This is a genomic window from Coriobacteriia bacterium (genome assembly GCA_013334745.1).
Lineage (GTDB): Bacteria > Actinomycetota > Coriobacteriia > Anaerosomatales > JAAXUF01 > JAAXWY01.
On the sequence record JAAXWY010000007.1, the window covers coordinates 16,027 to 35,625 of the forward strand.

Genomic DNA, 19,599 nt, shown 5'->3' on the forward strand with positions numbered 1-19,599 from the left:
AGCCGGACGCCTGAGGCTCAGGCGGACAGTGACGTCGTGGAGACGAACGGTGGCTTCACGACTGTGGCCGGTACGGTCTTCCTGCGAATCTCAATCTCAAATGCGGTGCCCGCGGCGGCAAGCGCCGCAGGTACGTATGCGGTGGCGATTCCCGTCTCAAGCGTGGGCGAGAAGCTGCCGCTCGCTACCTTACCCACCACCTCGCCTGCGTGCAACACGCTCATTCCGGGACGCGGGATGGCGCCCTCGACGGTCATCCCGACGAGCTTGGTCGCGGGCCCGGCCGCGCGCACCGACGCGACCGCTTCAGCGCCGATGTAGCCGTCCTTTGCCTTCGGGACCACCCATCCGAGACCCGCCGAAACGGGGTCGATGGTGCGGTCCATGTCATTGCCGTAAAGCGGATAGCCCATCTCGAGTCGCAGGGTGTCCCGCGCACCGAGTCCTGCTGGGCTGACCTCGGGGAACGAGAGCAGCACGCGCCAGACCGCTGCGGCGTCCGAAGCGCGGCACACGATCTCGACGCCATCCTCGCCCGTGTACCCGGTACGCGCGATGAGCGTCGTGATGCCGTCCAGCGAGCCCCCTCCGACCTCGAAACGATCGGGCGGGGCCCAGCCTTCGCCCGCGAGCTCCGAGATGATGGCAAGCGCCTTCGGTCCCTGGAGCGCGATGAGCGCGGTCCTATCCGACTCGTCAACGACCTCGAGGCCCTCGGGTGCGTGCGCCGAGATCCACGCGAAGTCCGTCTCGGCGTTCGATGCATTCGCGATGATCAGGTACTCAATGTCGCCGGTGTGGTAGACGATGAGGTCGTCGATGATGTGGCCGTCCTCGTCGAGCATGAGCGTGTACTGCGCCTGCCCGATCGGCGAGATGCGCGTGATGTCGTTGGTGAACAGGCCCTGCAAGAACTCGGTTGCACCGATGCCGAAGACGCGAAACTCGGCCATGTGACAGACGTCGAACACGCCCGCCGATGAGCGCACGCTGCGGTGCTCTTCGATGATGCCGTGGTACTGGACGGGCATCTCCCATCCCGCGAACGGAACCATGCGTGCACCGAGTGCGAGGTGCTCTTCGTACAGGGGCGTGCGCTTGAGCGCGTCAGACATTGAGTTCACCTTCCACGTGAATCCATGGGCCCGTCAGTGACCCGTCGAGAACGATAGCGCAGCAAGCGGGCCACGCAACCATCAGATCAGCCGAACACCGCACGCCAACCACGGACTATGCCCGTCCACGCCCACTGGAACGGATTAGGACGCCCGACGTCCTGGGTCGCGACGAGTGGCAGACCGGCGATCTGACGCCCATCTTGTGTGAACGTCACGGCCCCAACCCTGTCGCCCACGTGCACCGGAGCTCGCACCGATGCGATGGTCACGGTACGAAGAATCGGTCCGTTCAGATCAAGCACCGTGGCCGATGAATCCTCGGAGATCGCCGCGGCGACGGCAACGTCGAGGTAGTTGCTCACGGGAGCCTCCCCGACCACCGTTCCGGCCGTAGCGAGCTCTTGTGGTCGGTAATGGGCAAATCCCCAGTCCAACAGATTGCGCGCGTCCTGAAAGCGCATCTGATCGGAGTCGGTTCCAAGCACCACACCATAGAGAAGGACCCCGTTTCGCACGGCAGCCGAGACGACCGAGTAGCCAGCCGAGTCGGTGTTGCCGGTCTTGATGCCGATGGCGCCTCGGTAGTTCCCGAGCAGCAGGTCCGTGCTCTCGAGCCTGTGCTTGTACCCCCGGCGGCCGATGACGGCCTTCTTCTGACGCACGATGCGCCGGAACTCCGGCTTGTCCATGGCGTAGCGAGCCATGAGTGCGAGATCGGCCGCTGTCGAGTAGTGGCCCGAGGCATCGAGTCCGTGTGGATTCTCGAAATGCGTGCTCTTCATGCCGAGTTCGCGGGCCTTGCGATTCATGAGCACCACGAACTCATCTTCCGAACCGCCCACGTGCAACGCGAGCGCGGTAGCAGCATCGTTACCCGACTTCACGAGCATCGCCTGCAGCAGTTCGCTGACGGTGAGCTTCTCGCCGGGCACCAGATACGCCGTGGACTGGCCGACCGATGCGGCCTCCCGTGGCACCGTGACGACCTCATCGAGCTTGGCTTTCTCGAGCACGACGATGGCCGTCATGATCTTGGTGATGCTCGCCATCGAGCGGCGCTCGCCTGCTCTTCGGCTCCAGAGTACGCGCCCATCGGCGTCGGAGAGCAGACCGGCCTCCATCGAGACGTCCGGCAAGGCGCCGATCGCAAGGCCTCGGGCAGCAGCGGTCCTGCCGTCGACGAGGTCACTCGAGCGTGGCTTCGCGACGGCCGATACTACAGGCGACAGAAGCACAAGAACGATGAGCGCCGTCCATAGGAACCCTGACGGGCGCGTGGGGGTGCATGGTTTCGTGAAAATGCGCATAGCCATCCGGCTGACGTAGGAGCAAACTGATTCTGGTCGACCGCCGTCTGAGCACGGCGAAGACCGATTCCGAGTGTACTACGAAGGTATGCCAGGTAAGCCCGTATGGGGACGGGAGCACATCGTGCAGTACTCGCAATTCGAACGCCTCATCATCGGTGCCACCGCGCTACTCGTGGTCTTCACGCTCGCAGCATCGTTCGCCGCCGGTAGTGCGGATGTCGCTGAGATCGTGGGACAGCTCGCAATCGTCGGCGTCATGGCGGTGGCCGTCCATTGGGGGCGAAGGCGGGGAACCGTGGCCGCGCTGATCGCGTGCCTCCTCTACCTTGCGCTGCGAATGCCGGTCATTGCCGCGGGCGCGACGCCGCAGGCCCTCCTACTCGTCGCGTCCCGGTTCGCGGGATACTGCCTGGTAGGCATCGTCGGTGGCGAGATCTTCGGGCGGGTGAAGTACCTCTTCGCGGCTGAGGGAAACGAAGGCGCGCTCGATGAGTGGAGCCGCGTCTATAGCCAGCGACATGCCGCCATCTCGCTCATGCAGGCGATTGAACGCTCCGAGAGATACGGCGAAGGGTTCGCTGTGGTGCTGCTGAGACTCGAGACCTCGCTGACAGCGAGCCAGCGACCCGAGCAACTACGGAGTCTAGTCCGCGCCGTGGCGGCCATTCTTCGCGACGACGTGCGGATGGTCGATGACGTCGCTCGTCTCGACGATGGGCGATTCTTTGTGTTGCTCCCTCACACGCCCGGGGCTGCTGCACCGATCGTCGCCGACCGGGTCGCCGCAAGCGTCCGCCACACCGTTGGCGCAACAGCCGAGCAGGTCACGACGCAGACACTCGGCGCAGACACCGACATCGATGTCTTGCGTCACCTTCTGGTCGAGATCGCACCCGAGCAGGCTGCCGATACGGACGCCGATGCTCAGGCGGTGTCTGGAGCGTAAAGGTCGGACTCCTCGAGTACTCGGAAGCCCGCAGCACGCAACACGTCCTCGGCGTTGGGTGCGTCGATTTTGAAGACGTCGACCGCCGCATCGCCCGTGGGCTCGACGAAGCAGTAGGCGTACTCGATGTTGATGCCGGATCTGCCGAGTGCCTCGAGGACGTCGGCAAGTCCACCGGGGCGCTGAGGCACCTCGACAGCGACCACCGGCGTCAGCTTCGCGCTGAACGCGAGCGCGTCGAGAATCTCCTTGGCCTTGTGAGGCGAGTCGGTGATGATGCGCACGACCCCGAACTGCTCGGTGTCGGCGACCATGAGGGCATGCATGTTGATGCCGGCGTCGCCCAGGGCCCGAGTGAGCTCGCTGAGCCGTCCGGCGCTGTTCTCGAGAAAGACCGAAAGCTGCTGGATCATGGCCTTACGCACCCCCCTGCTCGTTGCGAAGGTCGAGCACACGCTTGGCTTTTCCTTCGCTGCGTGCAATCGACTTCGGTTCAACGAGTTTGACGTTGATGGACACGGCCAGCGCCGATTCGATGTCGCCCTTCACCTTGCGCTGCAATCGCTCGAGTTCGCGTACCTCGTCGAATTGGAAGTCCGGCGCGACTTCGACCTGAACCTCAACGTGGTCCAGCGCACCCTTCTTGGTGAGTACGAGCTGGTAGTGCCGCGCCACTCCCGGGACCCCGGCGAGCACCTGCTCGATCTGGCTGGGGAACACGTTCACGCCGCGGATGATGAGCATATCGTCGGTGCGCCCGGTGATGCGCTCCATGCGCCGAAACGTCCGGCCACACGCACACGATCCCGGGATGATTCGCGAAATGTCGCGAGTGCGGTAGCGGATGACCGGTATGCCTTCTTTGGTGAGCGTGGTGAAGACGACCTCGCCGTACTCCCCGTCCGGCACCGCCTCAAGCGTCTCAGGGTCGAGGATCTCGATGAGGAAGTGGTCCTCGAACACGTGCAGCCCGTTCTGGTGAACGCACTCGGATGCGACGCCGGGCCCCATGATCTCGGAGAGCCCGTAGATGTCGATAGCCGTGATCCCGAGAAGATCCTCGATCTGGCGGCGCATGTTCTCGCTCCACGGCTCCGCACCGAAGACGCCGATTCGCAGCGGTAGGTCGCGCGGGTCGATCCCCATCTCCTTGGCGGTCTCGCCGATAAGAACGGCATAGCTCGGCGTGCATGCGAGAACCGTGACGCCGAAATCCTTGAGGATCTGGACCTGGCGCTTGGTGTTGCCCCCGGAGACCGGAATCGTGAGAGCGCCGAGGCGCTCGGAGCCGTAGTGCGCGCCCAGACCTCCCGTGAACAGCCCGTAGCCGTATGTGACCTGCATGACATCGTCAGCACTTGCACCCGCCGACGCGAACGTGCGTGCCATGAGATCCGCCCAGCGATCGATATCGCCCGCCGTGTAGCCGACGACGGTGATCTGGCCGGTGGTACCCGACGACGAGTGCACGCGAACGATGTCGCGCAACGGTGCTGCGAACATGCCGTACGGGTAGGCGGAGCGCATGTCGTCCTTGACGGTGAACGGCACGCGAGCGAGATCCTCAAGCGTCACGAGGCTGTCGGGATCGAACCCGGCTGCGTCGAACTTCTCTCGGTAGAGCGGGACGTTCTCATAGACCGCACGAAGTCGGTCCTGCAGCCGCTTAAGCTGCAACTCCTCGAGCTGCGTACGCGGCATCGATTCGAGATCCGGTTGGAACACGCTTCCCCCTCCCCGCTTCCCGCACGCCGCGAGAAACTTCCGCTAGTTCGGCCCCGCGGTATCCGTCGCGGGCTTCGATGCTTTCGGTTTCGTGCCTACTCTGACGATTTCGACCTTCGGGCGATAGACCGACTTGAAGGTGTCGACGCGGATGACCTTGCCATCCTTCTTGACCGTTCGGGTAACGGTGCACGTACGGCCGGTCACGCCCGGATCCTCCACGACCGTCTTGCCCTCAGTGAGCTTGGGATCCTTGGTCTTCTCGGTGGGGAACGGCTTCTCATTCGAGAACGCGCTTGTCTTCGAGGTGACCTTGTAGCCGGGATCGGTTCCGTACAGCGAGATGGTGATCGACCCGGCGCTGTACGAAACCGAGATCAGCATCCAGTCGTCGGTATCGTTCTTGAACTTCAGGTCAGGGCCGCCCCACGAAACGGTAGCGTCTCGACCTTTGGGGTAGTGCGAGATGTAGAACGAGTGGTTGTGGCGTTCGAGCACGGGGATTCCCGAGAGGAACACGGTGTTGAACAGCGTGGTGCCGACCTGGCAGATGCCTCCACCGAGCTGCGGGACCAACTTGCCATCGACGATCGCGTTGGCCTCCTGGTAGCCCTTCGCAGCGGTTCGCTGGCCGATCGCCTTGTTGAACGAGAAGGTACCGCCGGGCTTGACGAGCTTGCCGTCGAGCGAGTCACCGAGGAGGTGGATGTTGTTCACACGCGGCCGGTTGCCCGCCGTGTAGTAGGTGGTATACGTCGAGATGCGCTTCTTGATATTCATCGCGCGCGCCATCTCGGTGGTGAGAGCCGGAACCGTCTTGTGCGTGTGCAGCTGTACGACACGCGGCTGCTCGGTGGGCAGTCGCGTCGCGGCTGTCAGCGCGGCTCCCAACGCCTCGAAGTCCGGGCCGATACCCACCTTGGACGGCACGATCGTGACCTTGCCGGCGCGCGTGCTGAACTTGGCGTCCCGCGCAGGATTGCCGACCGCCTTGCCTAAGACCGGCTGCAGACTCTCCGAAGCAAGTTCCGAGGAGATGACGGGCTCAAGCACCCACGGCGCGTCCGAAGCGGGCTGCGACTTCTCGAACTCGATGAGCTTCGCGAGCTTCTTCTCCGACAGCTCCCACGACTTCTTGTCGAACGTGATCGTGGCGGGTGCCGAGACCATCGTCTCTGCGGTCGACTTCGCGGCAGCCGCGGCCGGATCGCTCACGTCCGCCTCTGCCTTGTGTACGGGCGCATCGATGTTGTGCTCGTCAGCAGTGAAGGTCGCCAGCAACGTGGCCGAAAGCGCCGCTCGGTCGAGAAGCACGCCGGATTCAGCGGGTGAGGTCTCAAACGTGGTGCCCTTGACGGAGACGGCTGCATCCACAGGTACAACGTCGGTGTCGGCGGCAATCGTGCCGATGAGCTCGTTGAGCTTGGCGTCGTCGGCGATGCCGGTCGCAGGCAGCTTCGAAGCGCCAAACCACGCGGAGAAGTTTGTCTTGAGGTTGGCGAAGAAGCCTTGGTCACGACCGACCGCTGCTGCCGACGCCGCGAGGGCGTTGTAGTCGTAGGTCAGCGCGAGATCCTTAGACGCGACCTCCCACTCCTTGCCGTTGTAGCGGATGTTGACCGGGGCCGAGGTCTTCTTGGGGATCTCGGCTGAGAGCGTGGCGACGGCCTTCTCGGCGGTCATGCCGCCTACGTCGATCCCGCCGACGGTTACGCCGGGATGGATGCGGCCGACGCTGAACGCAGCGTCCACGCCGATGAGCGCCGGCACCACGGCGATGACCCCCACCAGCGCGAAAACAACCCACGTCGTCGACTGAGGGTTGCTCTTGCTGGGGCGATTGCGGTGCGCACGAGGCGGCCGGGGCTCGTATGTCTCGGGGTTGAAATCGTCCAACTGTGTATAGCGCTCTCTCGAAGGTGCGCGGGGAAGTACGTTTTGCGGGTAGCAACGAACATACCGTCACGTCACCCAGGCATCGGACGCGCGGCGGTGAAGGGTATTCTAGCAGGTCAAGGCCTCAAAAGCCAGCCTCACGATGTCTCACGGCGCCGAGATGGCGTCCTCGACCAGACGAGTCCACTGTTGGACGCGCGCAACGGCGACGTCATCGGAAGCACCTTCGGCCCATACCGTGACACTCGGCTCGCTCTGGTCGGGCAGCACGAGCGCCCATCCATCCGAGTAGTGAACCCGAACGCCTTCGGAGAGATCGGCGTCCATGCCCGACGCCCGCTCGGTGACGATGCGCATGACCGTGCCCTTGCGGTCGACCGGGCACAACACGGTCTGCTCGGCCTTGTGGAACTCGGGGAGCGATGCGACGACGTCCGCCAGACTCATGCCCGTCTTGGCAAGCATCCGCGAGACCATGCCGGTCGCCAGCACTCCGTCGTAGGCCGGGAAGAAGTCACCGAAGATGAAGCCGCCACTCATCGACCCTGCGAACGCGGCGTCGCCCTCGAGCACGGCGGCGGCCAACGGCCTGCGCGAGCGTCCCGGCCGGATTACCTCGCGGCCATAGCGCGCTGCAATCGCGTCGACGACCTGCGAGGCCGCGAGCGGCACCGCGATGTGACCGGGCTCGCCATCGCGCGTACGGCACCAGAGGTCGATGACGGCGTGGAGCGCCGTATCGCCGTCGAGAAGCCGCCCTTCGTGGGTGAGCAATCGGATCCGCTCCGCGCCCCAATCGAACACGACGCCCATGTCGGCGCCGAACAGCTCGACGGCGCGAGCGAGCTCGACGAGGCCCTCCTCGGTGGGCTTCTCGGATGGTGCTGAGGTCGCCTCGGAATCGACGACGCCGTTGACCGCGATCAGATTCATGTGCCAGCCGTGAGCGACCTGCGGCAGGATGAAGGAAGCGGTGCCGCCGGCCATGTCGGCGACGACCTTGCGCCACTCCGTGCCAAGGTCGAAGTCCGCGATGGCCTCCTTCAGCGCCGCAGAGTAGTACTCCAGCGGCCGCGGCGGATAGAGAATCTCGCCGACCTCGTCGAAGAACGCGCGGCGGAACTCCTCACGGAAGTACAGCCGCTCGATCTTCTTCTGCTCCCAGGGCGCGATGTCGAGCCCGTTACTGTCGAAGAACCGGATCTCGAGCGACTGCGGCTCACGCATCGAACCCGACACGTGAATACCGCCGACGCAGCGCGTCTTCTGAGTCGTGAATCGGCTGACTGCCGGTGAAGCGACGCGCAGGTCGCGAACGTTGATGCCGGCGGCGTTGAGACCCGCAACCATCGCCCGCTTGATCATGCGGGCCGCTCGCGTGGTATCGCGCGTGACCACGACGTGTCCGCCCACCGGGAGAAGCGACCCGAACGCCTCGGCGGCCTTGATGCCGAGTTCGGGAGTGATGTCGACGCCCACGAGTCCCTGGATGCCGGCATCGCCGAAGAGCGAGCGCACGCCGGTGGACTCCCAGATGAGCGAGGAGTTGACGGTCGCGTAGGGCTCGATGCGCTTGTACGGGAAGATCTGGACGCCGGTGCCGACCCTCGAGTCCCGCCCGATGACCGACTCGTCTCCGACGACGGCACCCATGTCGATCGACGCCCGCGCCCGCACGTCGACGTGACGGCACAACACCGCGCCCTCGATGGTCGCGCCGCGCCCGACGAAGGTGTCGCTCCACAGAACCGAGTGCGTGACCCGGCAGTCGGTGCCGATGACGCAGTTGTCGCCGATGACCGTGAAGTCGCCGATACGAGCACCGGCGCGCACGCGCACGTTCTCGCCGATGACCACACCTTCGCCCAGCGTTACGTTCTCCTCGATCTTCGCCGATTCCGCGACCCACAGCCCCTCGCTCGCGTGCACCCCGGGGACGTGGATGTGCGCCTTGCCGGCGAGGATGTCGCGATGGACCTCGACGTAGCTCTCGCGGCTGCCCACGTCGCACCAGTAGCCGTCCACGGCGATGCCGTAGAGCTTGTGACCCTCGGCCATGAGCTTGGGGAACAGCTCGGAGGAGAAGTCGTAGGGCTCGCCTTCGGGGATGTAGTCGAGCACCCACGACTCGACGACGTAGATGCCGGTGTTGATCGTGTCCGAGAAGACCTGGCCCCACGTCGGCTTCTCCAGAAAGCGCTCGATGAGGCCGTCGCCGTCGGTGACCACGACGCCGAAGTCGAGCGGGTCGTCCACGCGCTTGAGCGCGATGGTGACGGCAGCTCCCTTAGCCTTATGGAACGCGATGACCTCCGTCAGGTCGATATCGGTCATCGCGTCGCCCGATATGACGAGGAACGGCTCCTCGCCCTCAAGCAGGGCGTGCGCGTTCTTCACCGACCCTGCAGTGCCAAGCGGCGACTCCTCGACAGCGTACGAGATGTCGACGCCCCACTCCTCGCCCTGCCCGAAGTAGTCCTGGATGACCCTCGGCATGAATGCGAGCGTGGCGACGACATCGGTGATGCCGTGATGCTTGACCAGGCCGAGGATGTGCTCCATCACCGGCTGATTGACTATCGGCACCATCGGCTTGGGGCGAAGCGACGTCAGAGGGCGAAGTCGCGTGCCCTCCCCGCCGGCCATGATGACTGCCTTCATGAGCTCGCCTCCTTTGCGACCATGCTCCTGAACAGGAATGTGTACTGAACCGCTGCGGTGAGTGAGAGTGCAATGCCTGCGTAGACAAGGTATATGCCCACGGCAACCGGCTCACTGCCCAGCCCGGGCAAGTGCGGACTGTCGATGAATCCCAGCCCCGGCACCATGGGCCAGCCGAGGATGAGATCCGCGAACCCGACAAGTAGCACCGCAGTCGTGAGTTTGCCGATGAACGTCACCGGCATGCGCCGTGTGTGGAACTGCTCAAGGCGCCACGCACCGTACATGAGGTAGGCGTCACGCGCGAAAAGCACCACAACCATCCATGCCGGCAGGCGTCCTACCATGTACAGCCCGAGCACACCGGCCGCAAGAAGCAACCGATCCACCAGCGGGTCGATCGCCTTGCCGATCGCCGTGACCGTGCCTGTTCTTCGGGCGATCTGCCCGTCGAGCCAGTCGGTCGAGGCCGCGACAGCGAAGAGCGCGAAGGCCAGGCCATTGTTGCGGCCGTTGATGAGCACGGCGAATGCGAACGGTACGAGGATGAGACGCAGAACCGTGATGATGTTCGCGACGGTATAGATGTCGTGGGTGTGCTCCTCGGCGTTCGCCGGCAACGGCGCGTCCTCGGGCGCCTGAGTGTGTTTCGGGGTCTCGTCTACCACCAATTCCTCTTCCTGAAATACGCGGCCATCACGACTGCGATGACGACCATCGCCCCGACCACGGCGGGAAATGACCAGAGGGCCAGAGGCGGGGGCCACATGCCCACCACTATGTTCATTCCGTATATCCCCGAGATCAGTGTCAGCGGCATGAAGATCGTCGCAACAACCGTCAGCTGCTTCATGATCTCGTTCATGCGGTTGTTCTGTGCGGAGAGATAGAGATCCATCACGCCCGCAGCGACGTCCTGATACGTTTCGATGGCATCAAGACCACGCGCCACGTGGTCACCCACGTCGAGGAAGTAGCGGTAGGCGTCTTCGCTGATCACGTCGCTTTCGCGCGCCAACCCGCGCAGGATATCGCGCTCAGGCGCCACGATCCTGTGCAAGCGCAGCAGCTGGCGTCGGACGAGCTGCAGGCTGCGCAACTCCTCGGTTCTCGGGTTGTCGTCGAGCATGTCGTCTTCGATGGCCTCGAGGCTGTCGCCGATCTGATCGACCAGCGGAAGCGTGTCGTCGACGAGGCGGTCGATGATCGCGTGCAGCAGCCAGTCGGGACCCTTGCTCATGGCGCGATTCAGGTCGGCAGACACCACGTCGATGGTGTCGTTGGGTTCGTCGTGAAGTGTGATCAGGTAGTCGCTCCCGATGAAGACGTCGACCTCGTCGGTTTGCACGCTGTCAGCGGTCAGGCGCCGAGGCGCAAGCCACGCGAGGAACAGCGAATCCTTGTAGATGTCTATCTTGGGCCGTGATTGGGCGTGACGAACGTCCTCAAGTGCGAGCGCATGGAGGGAGAAGCGCGCATCCAGCTCGCCGAGGACCACATCGTCCGGTGCGACGACGTCGACCCAGATGAACCCGTTCGCAGGCGTTTTGGAACCGAACGCGGTCCCCTCTTCGCATTGAACGGTCCCCGTCTCATCGACCCAACGCGTTGACACTATAGTCACGCGGCACTCCTCCCCTGAAACGTCGCACGAATCAGTCTAGCGTGTGGGGACGAGGTGCGGGCGGCGAATCAGGTCGCGAGCGCTGCACGAACGGCCGCAACCGCCTCGGACAACGTCGCCGTGACCGGCACGTCGACCGTGGCCGCGATCTCGGCGCGAGCTAAGCGCGACGCAACGTCTTCATTCGCACCACACAACGCGACGTGGATGCCGCGCTTCTCAAGCGAGTCCACGGCGTCTTTGAGTGCGATCAGGCCGGTCATGTCCACGAACGGGACGGCCACGAACTTGAGGATGAGTGCGCGCGGGTCCGAACCGGTCGTCGCCAGCGCGTTCTCGAACGCCTCCACGGCACCGAAGAAGAACGGTCCGTCGATCGCGTAGACGATCACACCCGGAGGTAACACCGCCTCGGAGTCGCCGCCCACGGCAACGCGTGCGGAAACGTCGCTTTCGCTCAGCTCTCGCACCTGGACCGAGGCGGTCATGCGGCGGAAGAAGTTCAGCATCGCCAGCATCACACCGACTTCAACGGCGACCGAGACGTCGGCGAACACGGCGAGCAGCATCGTGACGAGCATGATTGCGGCATCGGACCGAGGCGCCCGGCGCACCATACGGGCCACACGACCGAGCTGGCTCATGTTGAAGGCCACCACGAACAGCACGGCCGAAAGCGCCGTGAGCGGGACGTAGACCGCCAGCGGCGCAAGCACCACGAGGAACAGCAGCACCACCGCTGCGTGAGCGAGGCCCGCCACGGGGGTGGTGCCGCCGTGTCGAACGTTGGTCGCCGTCCGCGCAACCGCGCCGGTCGCGGCGAAGCCACCGAGCAGCCCCGCGGCCACGTTCGCGACACCCTGGCCGATGAGTTCCTGGTTGGGGTCGTGCTTCGTGCCGATCATGCCGTCGGCGACCGTGGCGGAAAGCAGCGACTCAATGGCGCCGAGGATTGCCACGGCGACCGCAGGCTGGAGCAAGTCGACCACGGTCGACATCGTGAGGTGCGGGAGCGTGAGCGGCGGCAGCCCTCTCGGGATGCCCCCGAACGCCGAGCCGATCGTCGCGACGCCGTCCGGCTGCACGAAGGCGACGACCAGCGTTGCTCCTACGAGTGCGACCATCGGGCTGGGGACTTGCCCGAGCACGGGAATCCGCGGCCAGAGAACAACGATGAGCAGGCTCGCAACACCAAGTGCCGTGGTCATCGGGTCGAGCTGTGGCAGTACGCCGAGCAACGCGGGGAGCTTCTCGTACAGCGCTACGCCACCCACCGCCGGCAGCCCGAGGAACGCCGGCCACTGGCCGACCCAGATCACCACGGCTATGCCGGCAGTGAATCCCAGCACCACTGATTCGGGGATGTAGCGCACCATCCCGCCGAGCTTGGAGATGCCGAGCAGCACGAGGAGTGCGCCAGCAAGGATCGTGACGATCTGGAGGCCGGCGATGCCGTACTTGGCGGTGACGCCGAAGAGTAACACCGCGAACGCGCCGGTAGGTCCTGCGATCTGCACGCGACTCCCGCCGATGAGCGTGACGACGAGTCCTGCGACGAGGGCGGTGTAGAGCCCCTGCACCGGCGCCGCGCCCGACGCGATGGCAAAGGCCATGGCCAGCGGCAGCGCAACGACGCCGACGACGATGCCAGCAGCGATATTGCGCAGTGCGGAGTCGCTCGTGAGCGCCCCCGAGCGCCACGCTTCAATGAATGCGGGCACGATGCTCCAAGGAAGACGTACGGGGTGGTTGGAGTCTCAGCGTAGCACAGGGGCCGGGCGCGACCCGGCGCGCAGCACGAGCCATGCCCCGATGAGGATGCCAGCACCCGCGACGGCCGTAACGGGTGCCGGACGCTCCCCGAGTATGAGCGCCGCAAGTGCCACGCCGAACAGAGGCTGCGTGAACTGGATCGATGCGATCCGCCCGATGCCGCCGGCCGCAAGCGCCCAGTACCAGGCGATGTACCCCACCACGGACGTGAGGAGCGCCAGCACCAGCACCGACGACCAAGCTGCTGCCCCGGCCGACGGAAGCCCTCCTCGGATGAGCAGCCATGCAAGCAACGGGAGCAATGGAACAGCCGAGAGTGAGACGCCCCACAGCGTCGTCGACAGGGCAGGATAGCCGCGCTGGGAGAGCCGGGCACCCGCGACATAGCCGAGCGCGCAGATGACCGACGAGGCGAGCACGATGAGATCAGCGCGCATGTCGCCGCCGCCGCTCGCCCCCGGCTGCCGCCACACGATGACGACGGCCTCGCTCGCGAGAGCGATCGCACAGCCGAGCGCCCAGGTCTTCGACACCCGCCGACGCTCGACGATCGTGCCGAACAGACTGGTGAACACCGGGAGCGTCGCGAGCACGAGCGCCCCGTGAAGCGCTGAGGTGCGATGCTGGCCGATGGTGAACAGCAGCGGAAACGCGATGAACGCGGCCGCCCCGGAGAACAGCAGGAGCTGCTTGCCTCGGCGATCGGTGGGAAGCGCGAGTCGCATGAACAGCGCCACCGGCACCGCGAGACAGGCCGCCAAGACCGTTCGCAGCACGCCCACGAGCAGCGGGTCCATCTCGGCGGCTGCGACCTTCGAGAAGAGAGGCGTGCCGCCCCATACGACCATCACCGCGAGAGCGACGAGGATCGGCAGCGTGTGCGTGCGGCCGGTCTGGCCGCTTTCGGGGCGAGCGTTGGAGTCCGTCATCCGACTTTCCGTGGAGTCATCGATAACGCGCGAGAACGGCCTCGGCGCAGCGTATCCCATCCACCGCCGCCGACATGATGCCGCCGGCGTACCCGGCACCCTCGCCGCAGGGATAGACGCCGCGCAGATTCGACTGCAGCGATTCATCGCGCACGACGCGCACCGGGGACGAGGAGCGCGTCTCGACGCCGGTCAGCACCGCGTCGGCCGTGGCGAACCCGCGCATCCGGCGATCGAAACGCGGTGCGGCCTGTCGCAGCGCGTCGACCGCGAACGGCGGAAGACATCCGGCGAGGTCTCCAAACTCGACGCCGAGCGTGTATGTGGGCGCGACTCCCCCGCCAGCCGTCGAGGGGACGCCTTGCAGGAAGTCACCCATGAGCTGCGCCGGTGCGCGGAACGAGCGACCGCCGAGATTGAATGCAGCATCCTCCCAGCGCCGCTGGAAGGCGACACCCGCCAGCGGATGCTCGTCGTCGAAGTCGCTCGGGAACACGCTGACCAGGAACGCTGCGTTCGCGTTGGCGCCCTCGCGCGCGTATCGGCTCATGCCGTTGGTGACGACGCCGCCTGGCTCGCTCGCCGCAGCCACCACCCAACCGCCGGGGCACATGCAGAAGGTGTACACACCCCGCCCGGATGGCAGCTGGACCGAAAGCTTGTACTCAGCGGCACCGAGGGCCGGATGACCTGCCGCCGAGCCGTACTGTGCCCGGTCCACCATGTGCTGATCGTGCTCGACCCTAAGCCCGATTGAGAACGGCTTCTGCACGATGTGCGCGCCGTTTGCGTGCAGCATCTCAAAGGTGTCGCGGGCACTGTGCCCGGTGGCCAGAACGAGAACCGCGGCGGAGAACTCCTCGCGCCCGCGCTCTCCATTCGCGATGACGCCCGCGAGCGCACCGTCTGCGTCGAGAATCAGGTCCTCGAGCCGCGTCAGGAAGCGGACTTCGCCGCCGAGCGACTCTATCTCCTCCCGTACGCGCTTGACCGCACCTGTGAGCCGATCGGTGCCGATGTGCGGCTTGGCCTGCCACAGGATCTCGTCGGGCGCTCCAGCGCCCACAAGCGTCTCCAGCACACTGCGGCACCGCGGGTCGCGCGTGTTGGTCGTGAGTTTCCCGTCCGAGAAGGTACCGGCCCCGCCTTCCCCGAACTGGATGTTCGAATCCGGGTCGAGGACACCGTCTCGGGTGAACGCATCGACGGCACGGATGCGGGGCCCGAGGGCCGCACCGCGCTCGAGCACGATCGGGCGCGCGCCCGCACGAGCGAGCGTCAGCGCCGCGAACAGCCCAGCCGGACCGGTTCCAACCACGACGGGTCGCGTTGCCGGCGCAGAGGCCAGCTCCAGGGTCGCGGGCGGCGGCGTGTCATCTGCGACGTAGACGTCGGCGTCGGCAAGTCGCTGCACGATCGCATGCGGGTCCTCCCCTGCCGCCTCGTCGAATCGCACCCTCAGCGCAACAACGAAGTGGACGTCGCTCTTGCGCCGCGCATCGACGGAGCGCTTCAGCATTCGGACCGACGTGATGGCGCTCGCATCGACGCCGATACGCTTGGCGGCGAGCAGCCGCAGCTCGCGGTCGTCGGACGGGTTGCCTGCGGACAGCGGTACCGCGAGGTTGCGGATCTCGATCACTCGGCAGCCTCCGCGGGCCCCACGCGCTGCTCAGCGCGCCGAGCGGCGTACTCCCCCGCCACGACTCCCGACGCCCATGCCCAGTGCAGGTTGAAGCCGCCGGAGCGCCCATCGACGTCGAGCACCTCGCCGGCGGCGAACAGCCCGCTCGCGAGGCGCGACTCCATTGACTCGTCATCGAACTCGTCAACCGACGCTCCCCCGCGCGTGACCTGGGACTGTGTCGCATCCCCCCTGCCGACCACCGGCAGACGGAAGTCCTTGAGCAGCGCTGCAAGTCGCTCCTGCGGCAACTGTGCGACCGGGGTGCTGGCGGGAACCTCCGCCGCCCGCAGAACCGCGCGAGCGACCCGGTCGTGCAGCATGCCGGCGAAGAACGTCTCGGCAGAGCGCCACGCGAGGTGTTCACATCGCTTGCCGATCAGCTCCGCAATCTGCGATTGCGAGAAATCGGGGAACAGGTCTATCGAGAGCACACAGTCCGGCTCAAGCTGCCGGGATAGGTCGAAGATCATGATGCCGCTCACGCCGTAGTCGCGAAACAGCAGCTCACCGCGCTCGGTTGCGAGCGCGCGACCACCGGAGCCGTCACCGGCGACGTCGGCGAGCAGCGTCGCGGCGCACTTCACCCGAACGCCCGAGAGGCCGCGGATCGGCTCGGTGGCCGTCCGTATCGGCCCGAGCACGGGGACGCCTTCGACGATGGTGTGCCCGAGTTCGGCGAGCAGCGAGCCGCCGCCCGTCGCGACCACCAAGGAGTCGCCGGCCGCCACAGAGCCGTCGCCTGCGAACGCCTCGAACCCGCTGTCGTCGCGCGATGGCGCGATGCGGACGACCTCGAAGCCCGTCCGCACCTCCACACCCAGGTGATCGCACTCGAACCGCAGTACGTCGAGCACGGACGCAGCCGCGTTGGTCGTGGGATACACGCGCCCCTCGTCGTCAGGCGTCGTGAGCAGCCCGAGTTGTGCGAAGAAGTCGCGCACACGCTCGTACGGGTACGCCGAGAGGACCGGCGCGACGAACTCAGGCTGGTTGAACGCTTCAGGCGCGATCGCGAGGTTGGTGAGGTTGCAGCGGCCGTTGCCGCTCGCGAGGATCTTGCGACCGACGCGCTCACCGGGCTCGAGCACCGTCACCGTCGCGCCGAGGCGCGCGGAAGCGATGGCTGCCACCAGCCCGGCGGCTCCACCGCCGACTATCACGACCCTCGGCTCGCGCATCTCGTGCCGCTCCATCATCCGGCCGTCACGGGCGTACGCGTCCAGCGTACCCAAACACCGTCTGCGACGGGCCGTACATCGACAGCCCCGGTCAGCTCCATGTCACCCGAGGCCACCTCCCCGGACCCCAAGACGTCTTCCAGCGCGGCGCCGAGCTGCTCGGCGGTGACGCCCTGCGTGTGCGACGTCAGGAGCACGAATCCCGGTCCGTCGGTTCGAAGCGCCTTGCAGCGCTCCAGCGTAGACGCGAGGTCTCGGTCGAATCGGTACTGCTCACCCTTGGTGCCGCGCCCGAAGGAGGGCGGGTCGAGCATGACCGCATCGTAGGTGCGACCGCGGCGGATCTCGCGGTCGAGGAACTTGCCCACGTCGTCCACGATCCAACGGATCGGTGCGGCTTCGAGGTCGTTGAGCGCTGCATTCTCGCGAGCTCGGGTGACCATCGCCTTGGATGAGTCGACGTGACACACCGAGCAGCCAGCCCGCGCCGCGGCAAGCGTCGCCCCGCCGGAATACGCGAAGAGGTTCAGCACGCTCGGCTTCGCGCCATCAGCCATCGCAAACGACTCGCCGAGCCAGTCCCACACCGTTCGCGTCTCGGGAAACACGCCGAGATGCCCGGCCGGTGTTGCGCTCAGCCCAAGGGTGATGCCGTTGACGGTGACGGTCCAGCGTGCGGGCAGCTCGGCGTCGGCTCGCACCTGCCACCCGGACTCGCGCTCGAAGCGGGCCGTGGCGCTCGCCCAGATCTCCGGACGCTGCGTACTCCAGACCGCCTGCCCACATGGACGCGCGAGCACGACATCGCCGAAGCGCTCGAGCTTTCGCCCGTCGCCGCTGTCCAGCAACTCGTAGTCGTTGTGCATCGCGTGGTTCGCGCCCCTCATTCGCGTCGCCCCGCTCGAGGGCGCCCGGATCAGGATAGCGCGACGGGGCTCCGTCTACTCTGCCGACTCGGTGCCGGCGTCGTCGGCTGCGATGAACCGCACCGCCGCGGCCACGTACTCGTCGAGTTGCGTTTCGAGCGTCCGCGAGATGCCCGGCTCGTCGGCAAGTTCCGCCGGCTCGATGCCCATTATGGTGACCGGAGGCAGCGGAGAGGTGGCAGCGGCCGCCGCGAACTCGAGCACCTTGAGCAGGTCGCCCTCGTGGGTGGAGAAGCCTGCACTCCCCTTCACGCTCGCGACCTGATCCGGGGTGAAGAACGCATACTCGCCGGGCTCGATACCCATGCGCGCCGAGTCGACGATGAGGACGGCCTCGGACTCGGCGTCGAGGTAGTGCACGAGGTCGAGCAGGTTGCCACCGAGGTCGATGACGCGAAAACCACGATCGAGCCCCGCCTCGCCGATGTGCTCGGCGATGCGAAGCCCGATCGAGTCGTCGCGACCGTAGTAGTTCCCGATGCCGATCAGATAGCGCACGGCACTCAGCGCACGAACTCGACGTCCAGGTAGTGCGTCGAGCATGAGATGCACGGGTCGTAGGCGCGCACGAGCATCTCGAACGCGAGTCGCATCTCATCCTCGGACTTGCCGGCCGCGAGAAGCTCGGGCAGCAACGCGTCGAAGTCTGCCTGGATGTTGGCGTGGTTCTGGCCGGTGGGGATGATGCAGTTCGCCTCGGTGCACAGGCCCTCTTCGTCGTAGCTGTACTCATGGAAGAGAATGCCGCGCGGCACTTCGACCGCCGAGGCGCCCGAAGCGAAGCGGGTCGGCTGCACGAGCGGCTCCTCGGTCACGCCCTCGGCGATGAGCTCGTCGAACAGACGCAGTCCCTCGTGCGCGGAGTGCACGATCTCAACGACCTGGGCAACCGAGTTGAAGTACGGATTGGTGCAGATGGGCTGGATCCCCAGCGACTCGGCAACCTTCTTGGCCTCCGGGTGCAGGGAATCGTAGTTCACATTGAAGCGAGCCAGCGCCCCAGCCGCGTAGCTATCGAGGCGGTTCTTGGCGTACTTCGCCGTCGACTTCTCCGAGACGTACTCGTTGGTGCAGCTACGGTAGTCGGCGACCTCGTAGCGAGCACGATCGCCGTCGGGAAGGATCGTCTGGATGTGGCCGTCGTAGAGGCCGTACTCCTCATCCGAGGAGACCGCCATGTACTCGGTGGGACGATCGAACGCGGGAATCGCCGGAGCGAGTGCGGCGATCGTCTCGAGCGTCGCCTCGAGGTCGGGCACCGCGGCTGCGAGCTTGTCGCGCATCGCGGTGAGCTCAGCGACCGTCGGGACCTTCGAGAAACCGCCCGGCAGCACCGTCGTGGGATGCGTGGTGCGGCCGCCGATGAGCGAACCCCACTCGTGCGCGAGGCGCTTGAGGCGCAGGGCGCGCGCGACGACCTCGGCGTGGGTGGGCAGCAGCGCGAACGCGGACTGCGCGCCGAGCAGGTCGGGTGCGACCAGCACGTAGACGTGCAGGACGTGGCTGTCGAAGTTCTCGGCGTGCTTGAGCAGCGTGCGCAGCTTGCGCGTCTGCGGCGTGACCTCGATGCCGAGGGCGACTTCGGTCGCCTTCACGGACGCGAGCGAATGCCCGATGGAGCAGATGCCGCAGATGCGGCTCGTGATGCGGGCGACCTCCGAGTAGTGGCGGCCGCGCACCATCGCCTCGAAGAAGCGGGGCGCCTCAGGCACCTGCCACTCGCACTGCTCGATGACGCCATCGGCGACGTTGATCAGGATGTTGCCGTGACCCTCGACGCGGGTCAGGTGGTGAACGTCGATGTTGATCGTCTGTGACATCGGCCG

16 protein-coding genes are annotated in these 19,599 nt (G+C 65.9%); 1 reads left to right on the forward strand and 15 read right to left on the reverse strand.

Annotation, left to right across the window (positions count from 1 at the left end; all coding sequences use genetic code 11):
• Nucleotides 1–17: 17 nt before the first annotated feature.
• Nucleotides 18–1,115: a glycine cleavage system aminomethyltransferase GcvT gene (gene gcvT / locus HGB10_03380; GenBank protein ID NTU70847.1), complete on the reverse strand. Its 1,098-nt coding sequence runs from the start codon at nt 1,113–1,115 to the stop codon at nt 18–20.
• An 86-nt stretch (nt 1,116–1,201) separates the two neighbouring features.
• Nucleotides 1,202–2,425, reverse strand: a complete 1,224-nt coding sequence (locus HGB10_03385; protein ID NTU70848.1) for a D-alanyl-D-alanine carboxypeptidase — start codon at nt 2,423–2,425, stop codon at nt 1,202–1,204.
• A gap of 124 nt (nt 2,426–2,549) precedes the next feature.
• Here HGB10_03385 and HGB10_03390 point away from each other — a divergent pair, with 124 nt between their 5' ends.
• A complete protein-coding gene (locus HGB10_03390; GenBank protein NTU70849.1) occupies nt 2,550–3,374 on the forward strand; it encodes a hypothetical protein in 825 nt (274 codons plus the stop codon).
• Here HGB10_03390 and HGB10_03395 read toward each other — a convergent pair.
• The 13 genes from HGB10_03395 to HGB10_03455 form a co-directional block, all read right to left on the reverse strand.
• Nucleotides 3,353–3,787 carry an ACT domain-containing protein gene (locus tag HGB10_03395; protein NTU70850.1) on the reverse strand — a complete coding sequence of 145 codons (435 nt, stop codon included), beginning with the start codon at nt 3,785–3,787 and terminating at the stop codon, nt 3,353–3,355. The two genes, HGB10_03390 and HGB10_03395, sit on opposite strands and share 22 nt — an antisense overlap.
• A 4-nt stretch (nt 3,788–3,791) precedes the next feature.
• Nucleotides 3,792–5,075: a phenylacetate--CoA ligase gene (locus HGB10_03400; GenBank protein NTU70851.1), complete on the reverse strand. Its 1,284-nt coding sequence runs from the start codon at nt 5,073–5,075 to the stop codon at nt 3,792–3,794.
• Between the two features lie 66 nt (nt 5,076–5,141).
• The gene (locus HGB10_03405; GenBank protein NTU70852.1) at nt 5,142–6,887 is read right to left on the reverse strand and encodes a hypothetical protein; all 1,746 of its coding nucleotides are present in this window, start codon (nt 6,885–6,887) and stop codon (nt 5,142–5,144) included.
• A 255-nt stretch (nt 6,888–7,142) separates the two neighbouring features.
• On the reverse strand, nt 7,143–9,656 hold the full coding sequence (locus HGB10_03410; protein NTU70853.1) for an NTP transferase domain-containing protein: 2,514 nt from the start codon (nt 9,654–9,656) through the stop codon (nt 7,143–7,145).
• The gene (locus HGB10_03415; protein ID NTU70854.1) at nt 9,653–10,324 is read right to left on the reverse strand and encodes a CDP-alcohol phosphatidyltransferase family protein; all 672 of its coding nucleotides are present in this window, start codon (nt 10,322–10,324) and stop codon (nt 9,653–9,655) included. The genes HGB10_03410 and HGB10_03415 overlap by 4 nt, the downstream gene beginning before the upstream one ends.
• The gene (gene corA, locus HGB10_03420; GenBank protein ID NTU70855.1) at nt 10,318–11,280 is read right to left on the reverse strand and encodes a magnesium/cobalt transporter CorA; all 963 of its coding nucleotides are present in this window, start codon (nt 11,278–11,280) and stop codon (nt 10,318–10,320) included. The genes HGB10_03415 and corA overlap by 7 nt, the downstream gene beginning before the upstream one ends.
• Nucleotides 11,281–11,348: 68 nt before the next feature.
• Nucleotides 11,349–13,001 (reverse strand): STAS domain-containing protein, encoded by a 1,653-nt coding sequence (locus HGB10_03425; GenBank protein NTU70856.1) that lies wholly within the window; start codon nt 12,999–13,001, stop codon nt 11,349–11,351.
• A gap of 36 nt (nt 13,002–13,037) precedes the next feature.
• Entirely contained in the window at nt 13,038–13,982 is a 945-nt protein-coding gene (locus tag HGB10_03430) for a DMT family transporter (protein ID NTU70857.1), read from the reverse strand.
• A gap of 16 nt (nt 13,983–13,998) precedes the next feature.
• A complete protein-coding gene (locus HGB10_03435) occupies nt 13,999–15,624 on the reverse strand; it encodes an FAD-dependent oxidoreductase (protein NTU70858.1) in 1,626 nt (541 codons plus the stop codon).
• Entirely contained in the window at nt 15,621–16,847 is a 1,227-nt protein-coding gene (locus HGB10_03440; protein ID NTU70859.1) for an aminoacetone oxidase family FAD-binding enzyme, read from the reverse strand. The genes HGB10_03435 and HGB10_03440 overlap by 4 nt, the downstream gene beginning before the upstream one ends.
• 14 nt (nt 16,848–16,861) lie before the next feature.
• Entirely contained in the window at nt 16,862–17,734 is an 873-nt protein-coding gene (locus HGB10_03445; protein ID NTU70860.1) for a hypothetical protein, read from the reverse strand.
• 54 nt (nt 17,735–17,788) lie between these two features.
• Nucleotides 17,789–18,271 carry a hydrogenase maturation protease gene (locus HGB10_03450; GenBank protein ID NTU70861.1) on the reverse strand — a complete coding sequence of 161 codons (483 nt, stop codon included), beginning with the start codon at nt 18,269–18,271 and terminating at the stop codon, nt 17,789–17,791.
• A 5-nt stretch (nt 18,272–18,276) separates the two neighbouring features.
• Nucleotides 18,277–19,593 carry a Ni/Fe hydrogenase subunit alpha gene (locus HGB10_03455; GenBank protein ID NTU70862.1) on the reverse strand — a complete coding sequence of 439 codons (1,317 nt, stop codon included), beginning with the start codon at nt 19,591–19,593 and terminating at the stop codon, nt 18,277–18,279.
• Nucleotides 19,594–19,599: the final 6 nt, after the last annotated feature.

Bases quoted from the DNA above. Each gene is read 5' to 3' on its own strand.
- gcvT (NTU70847.1), bottom strand. From the start codon at position 1,115: ATGTCTGACGCGCTCAAGCGCACGCCCCTGTACGAAGAGCACCTCGCA.
- HGB10_03385 (NTU70848.1), bottom strand. From the start codon at position 2,425: ATGCGCATTTTCACGAAACCATGCACCCCCACGCGCCCGTCAGGGTTC.
- HGB10_03395 (NTU70850.1), bottom strand. From the start codon at position 3,787: ATGATCCAGCAGCTTTCGGTCTTTCTCGAGAACAGCGCCGGACGGCTC.
- HGB10_03400 (NTU70851.1), bottom strand. From the start codon at position 5,075: ATGCCGCGTACGCAGCTCGAGGAGTTGCAGCTTAAGCGGCTGCAGGAC.
- HGB10_03410 (NTU70853.1), bottom strand. From the start codon at position 9,656: ATGAAGGCAGTCATCATGGCCGGCGGGGAGGGCACGCGACTTCGCCCT.
- HGB10_03430 (NTU70857.1), bottom strand. From the start codon at position 13,982: ATGACGGACTCCAACGCTCGCCCCGAAAGCGGCCAGACCGGCCGCACG.
- HGB10_03440 (NTU70859.1), bottom strand. From the start codon at position 16,847: ATGCGCGAGCCGAGGGTCGTGATAGTCGGCGGTGGAGCCGCCGGGCTG.
- HGB10_03445 (NTU70860.1), bottom strand. From the start codon at position 17,734: ATGAGGGGCGCGAACCACGCGATGCACAACGACTACGAGTTGCTGGAC.
- HGB10_03455 (NTU70862.1), bottom strand. From the start codon at position 19,593: ATGTCACAGACGATCAACATCGACGTTCACCACCTGACCCGCGTCGAG.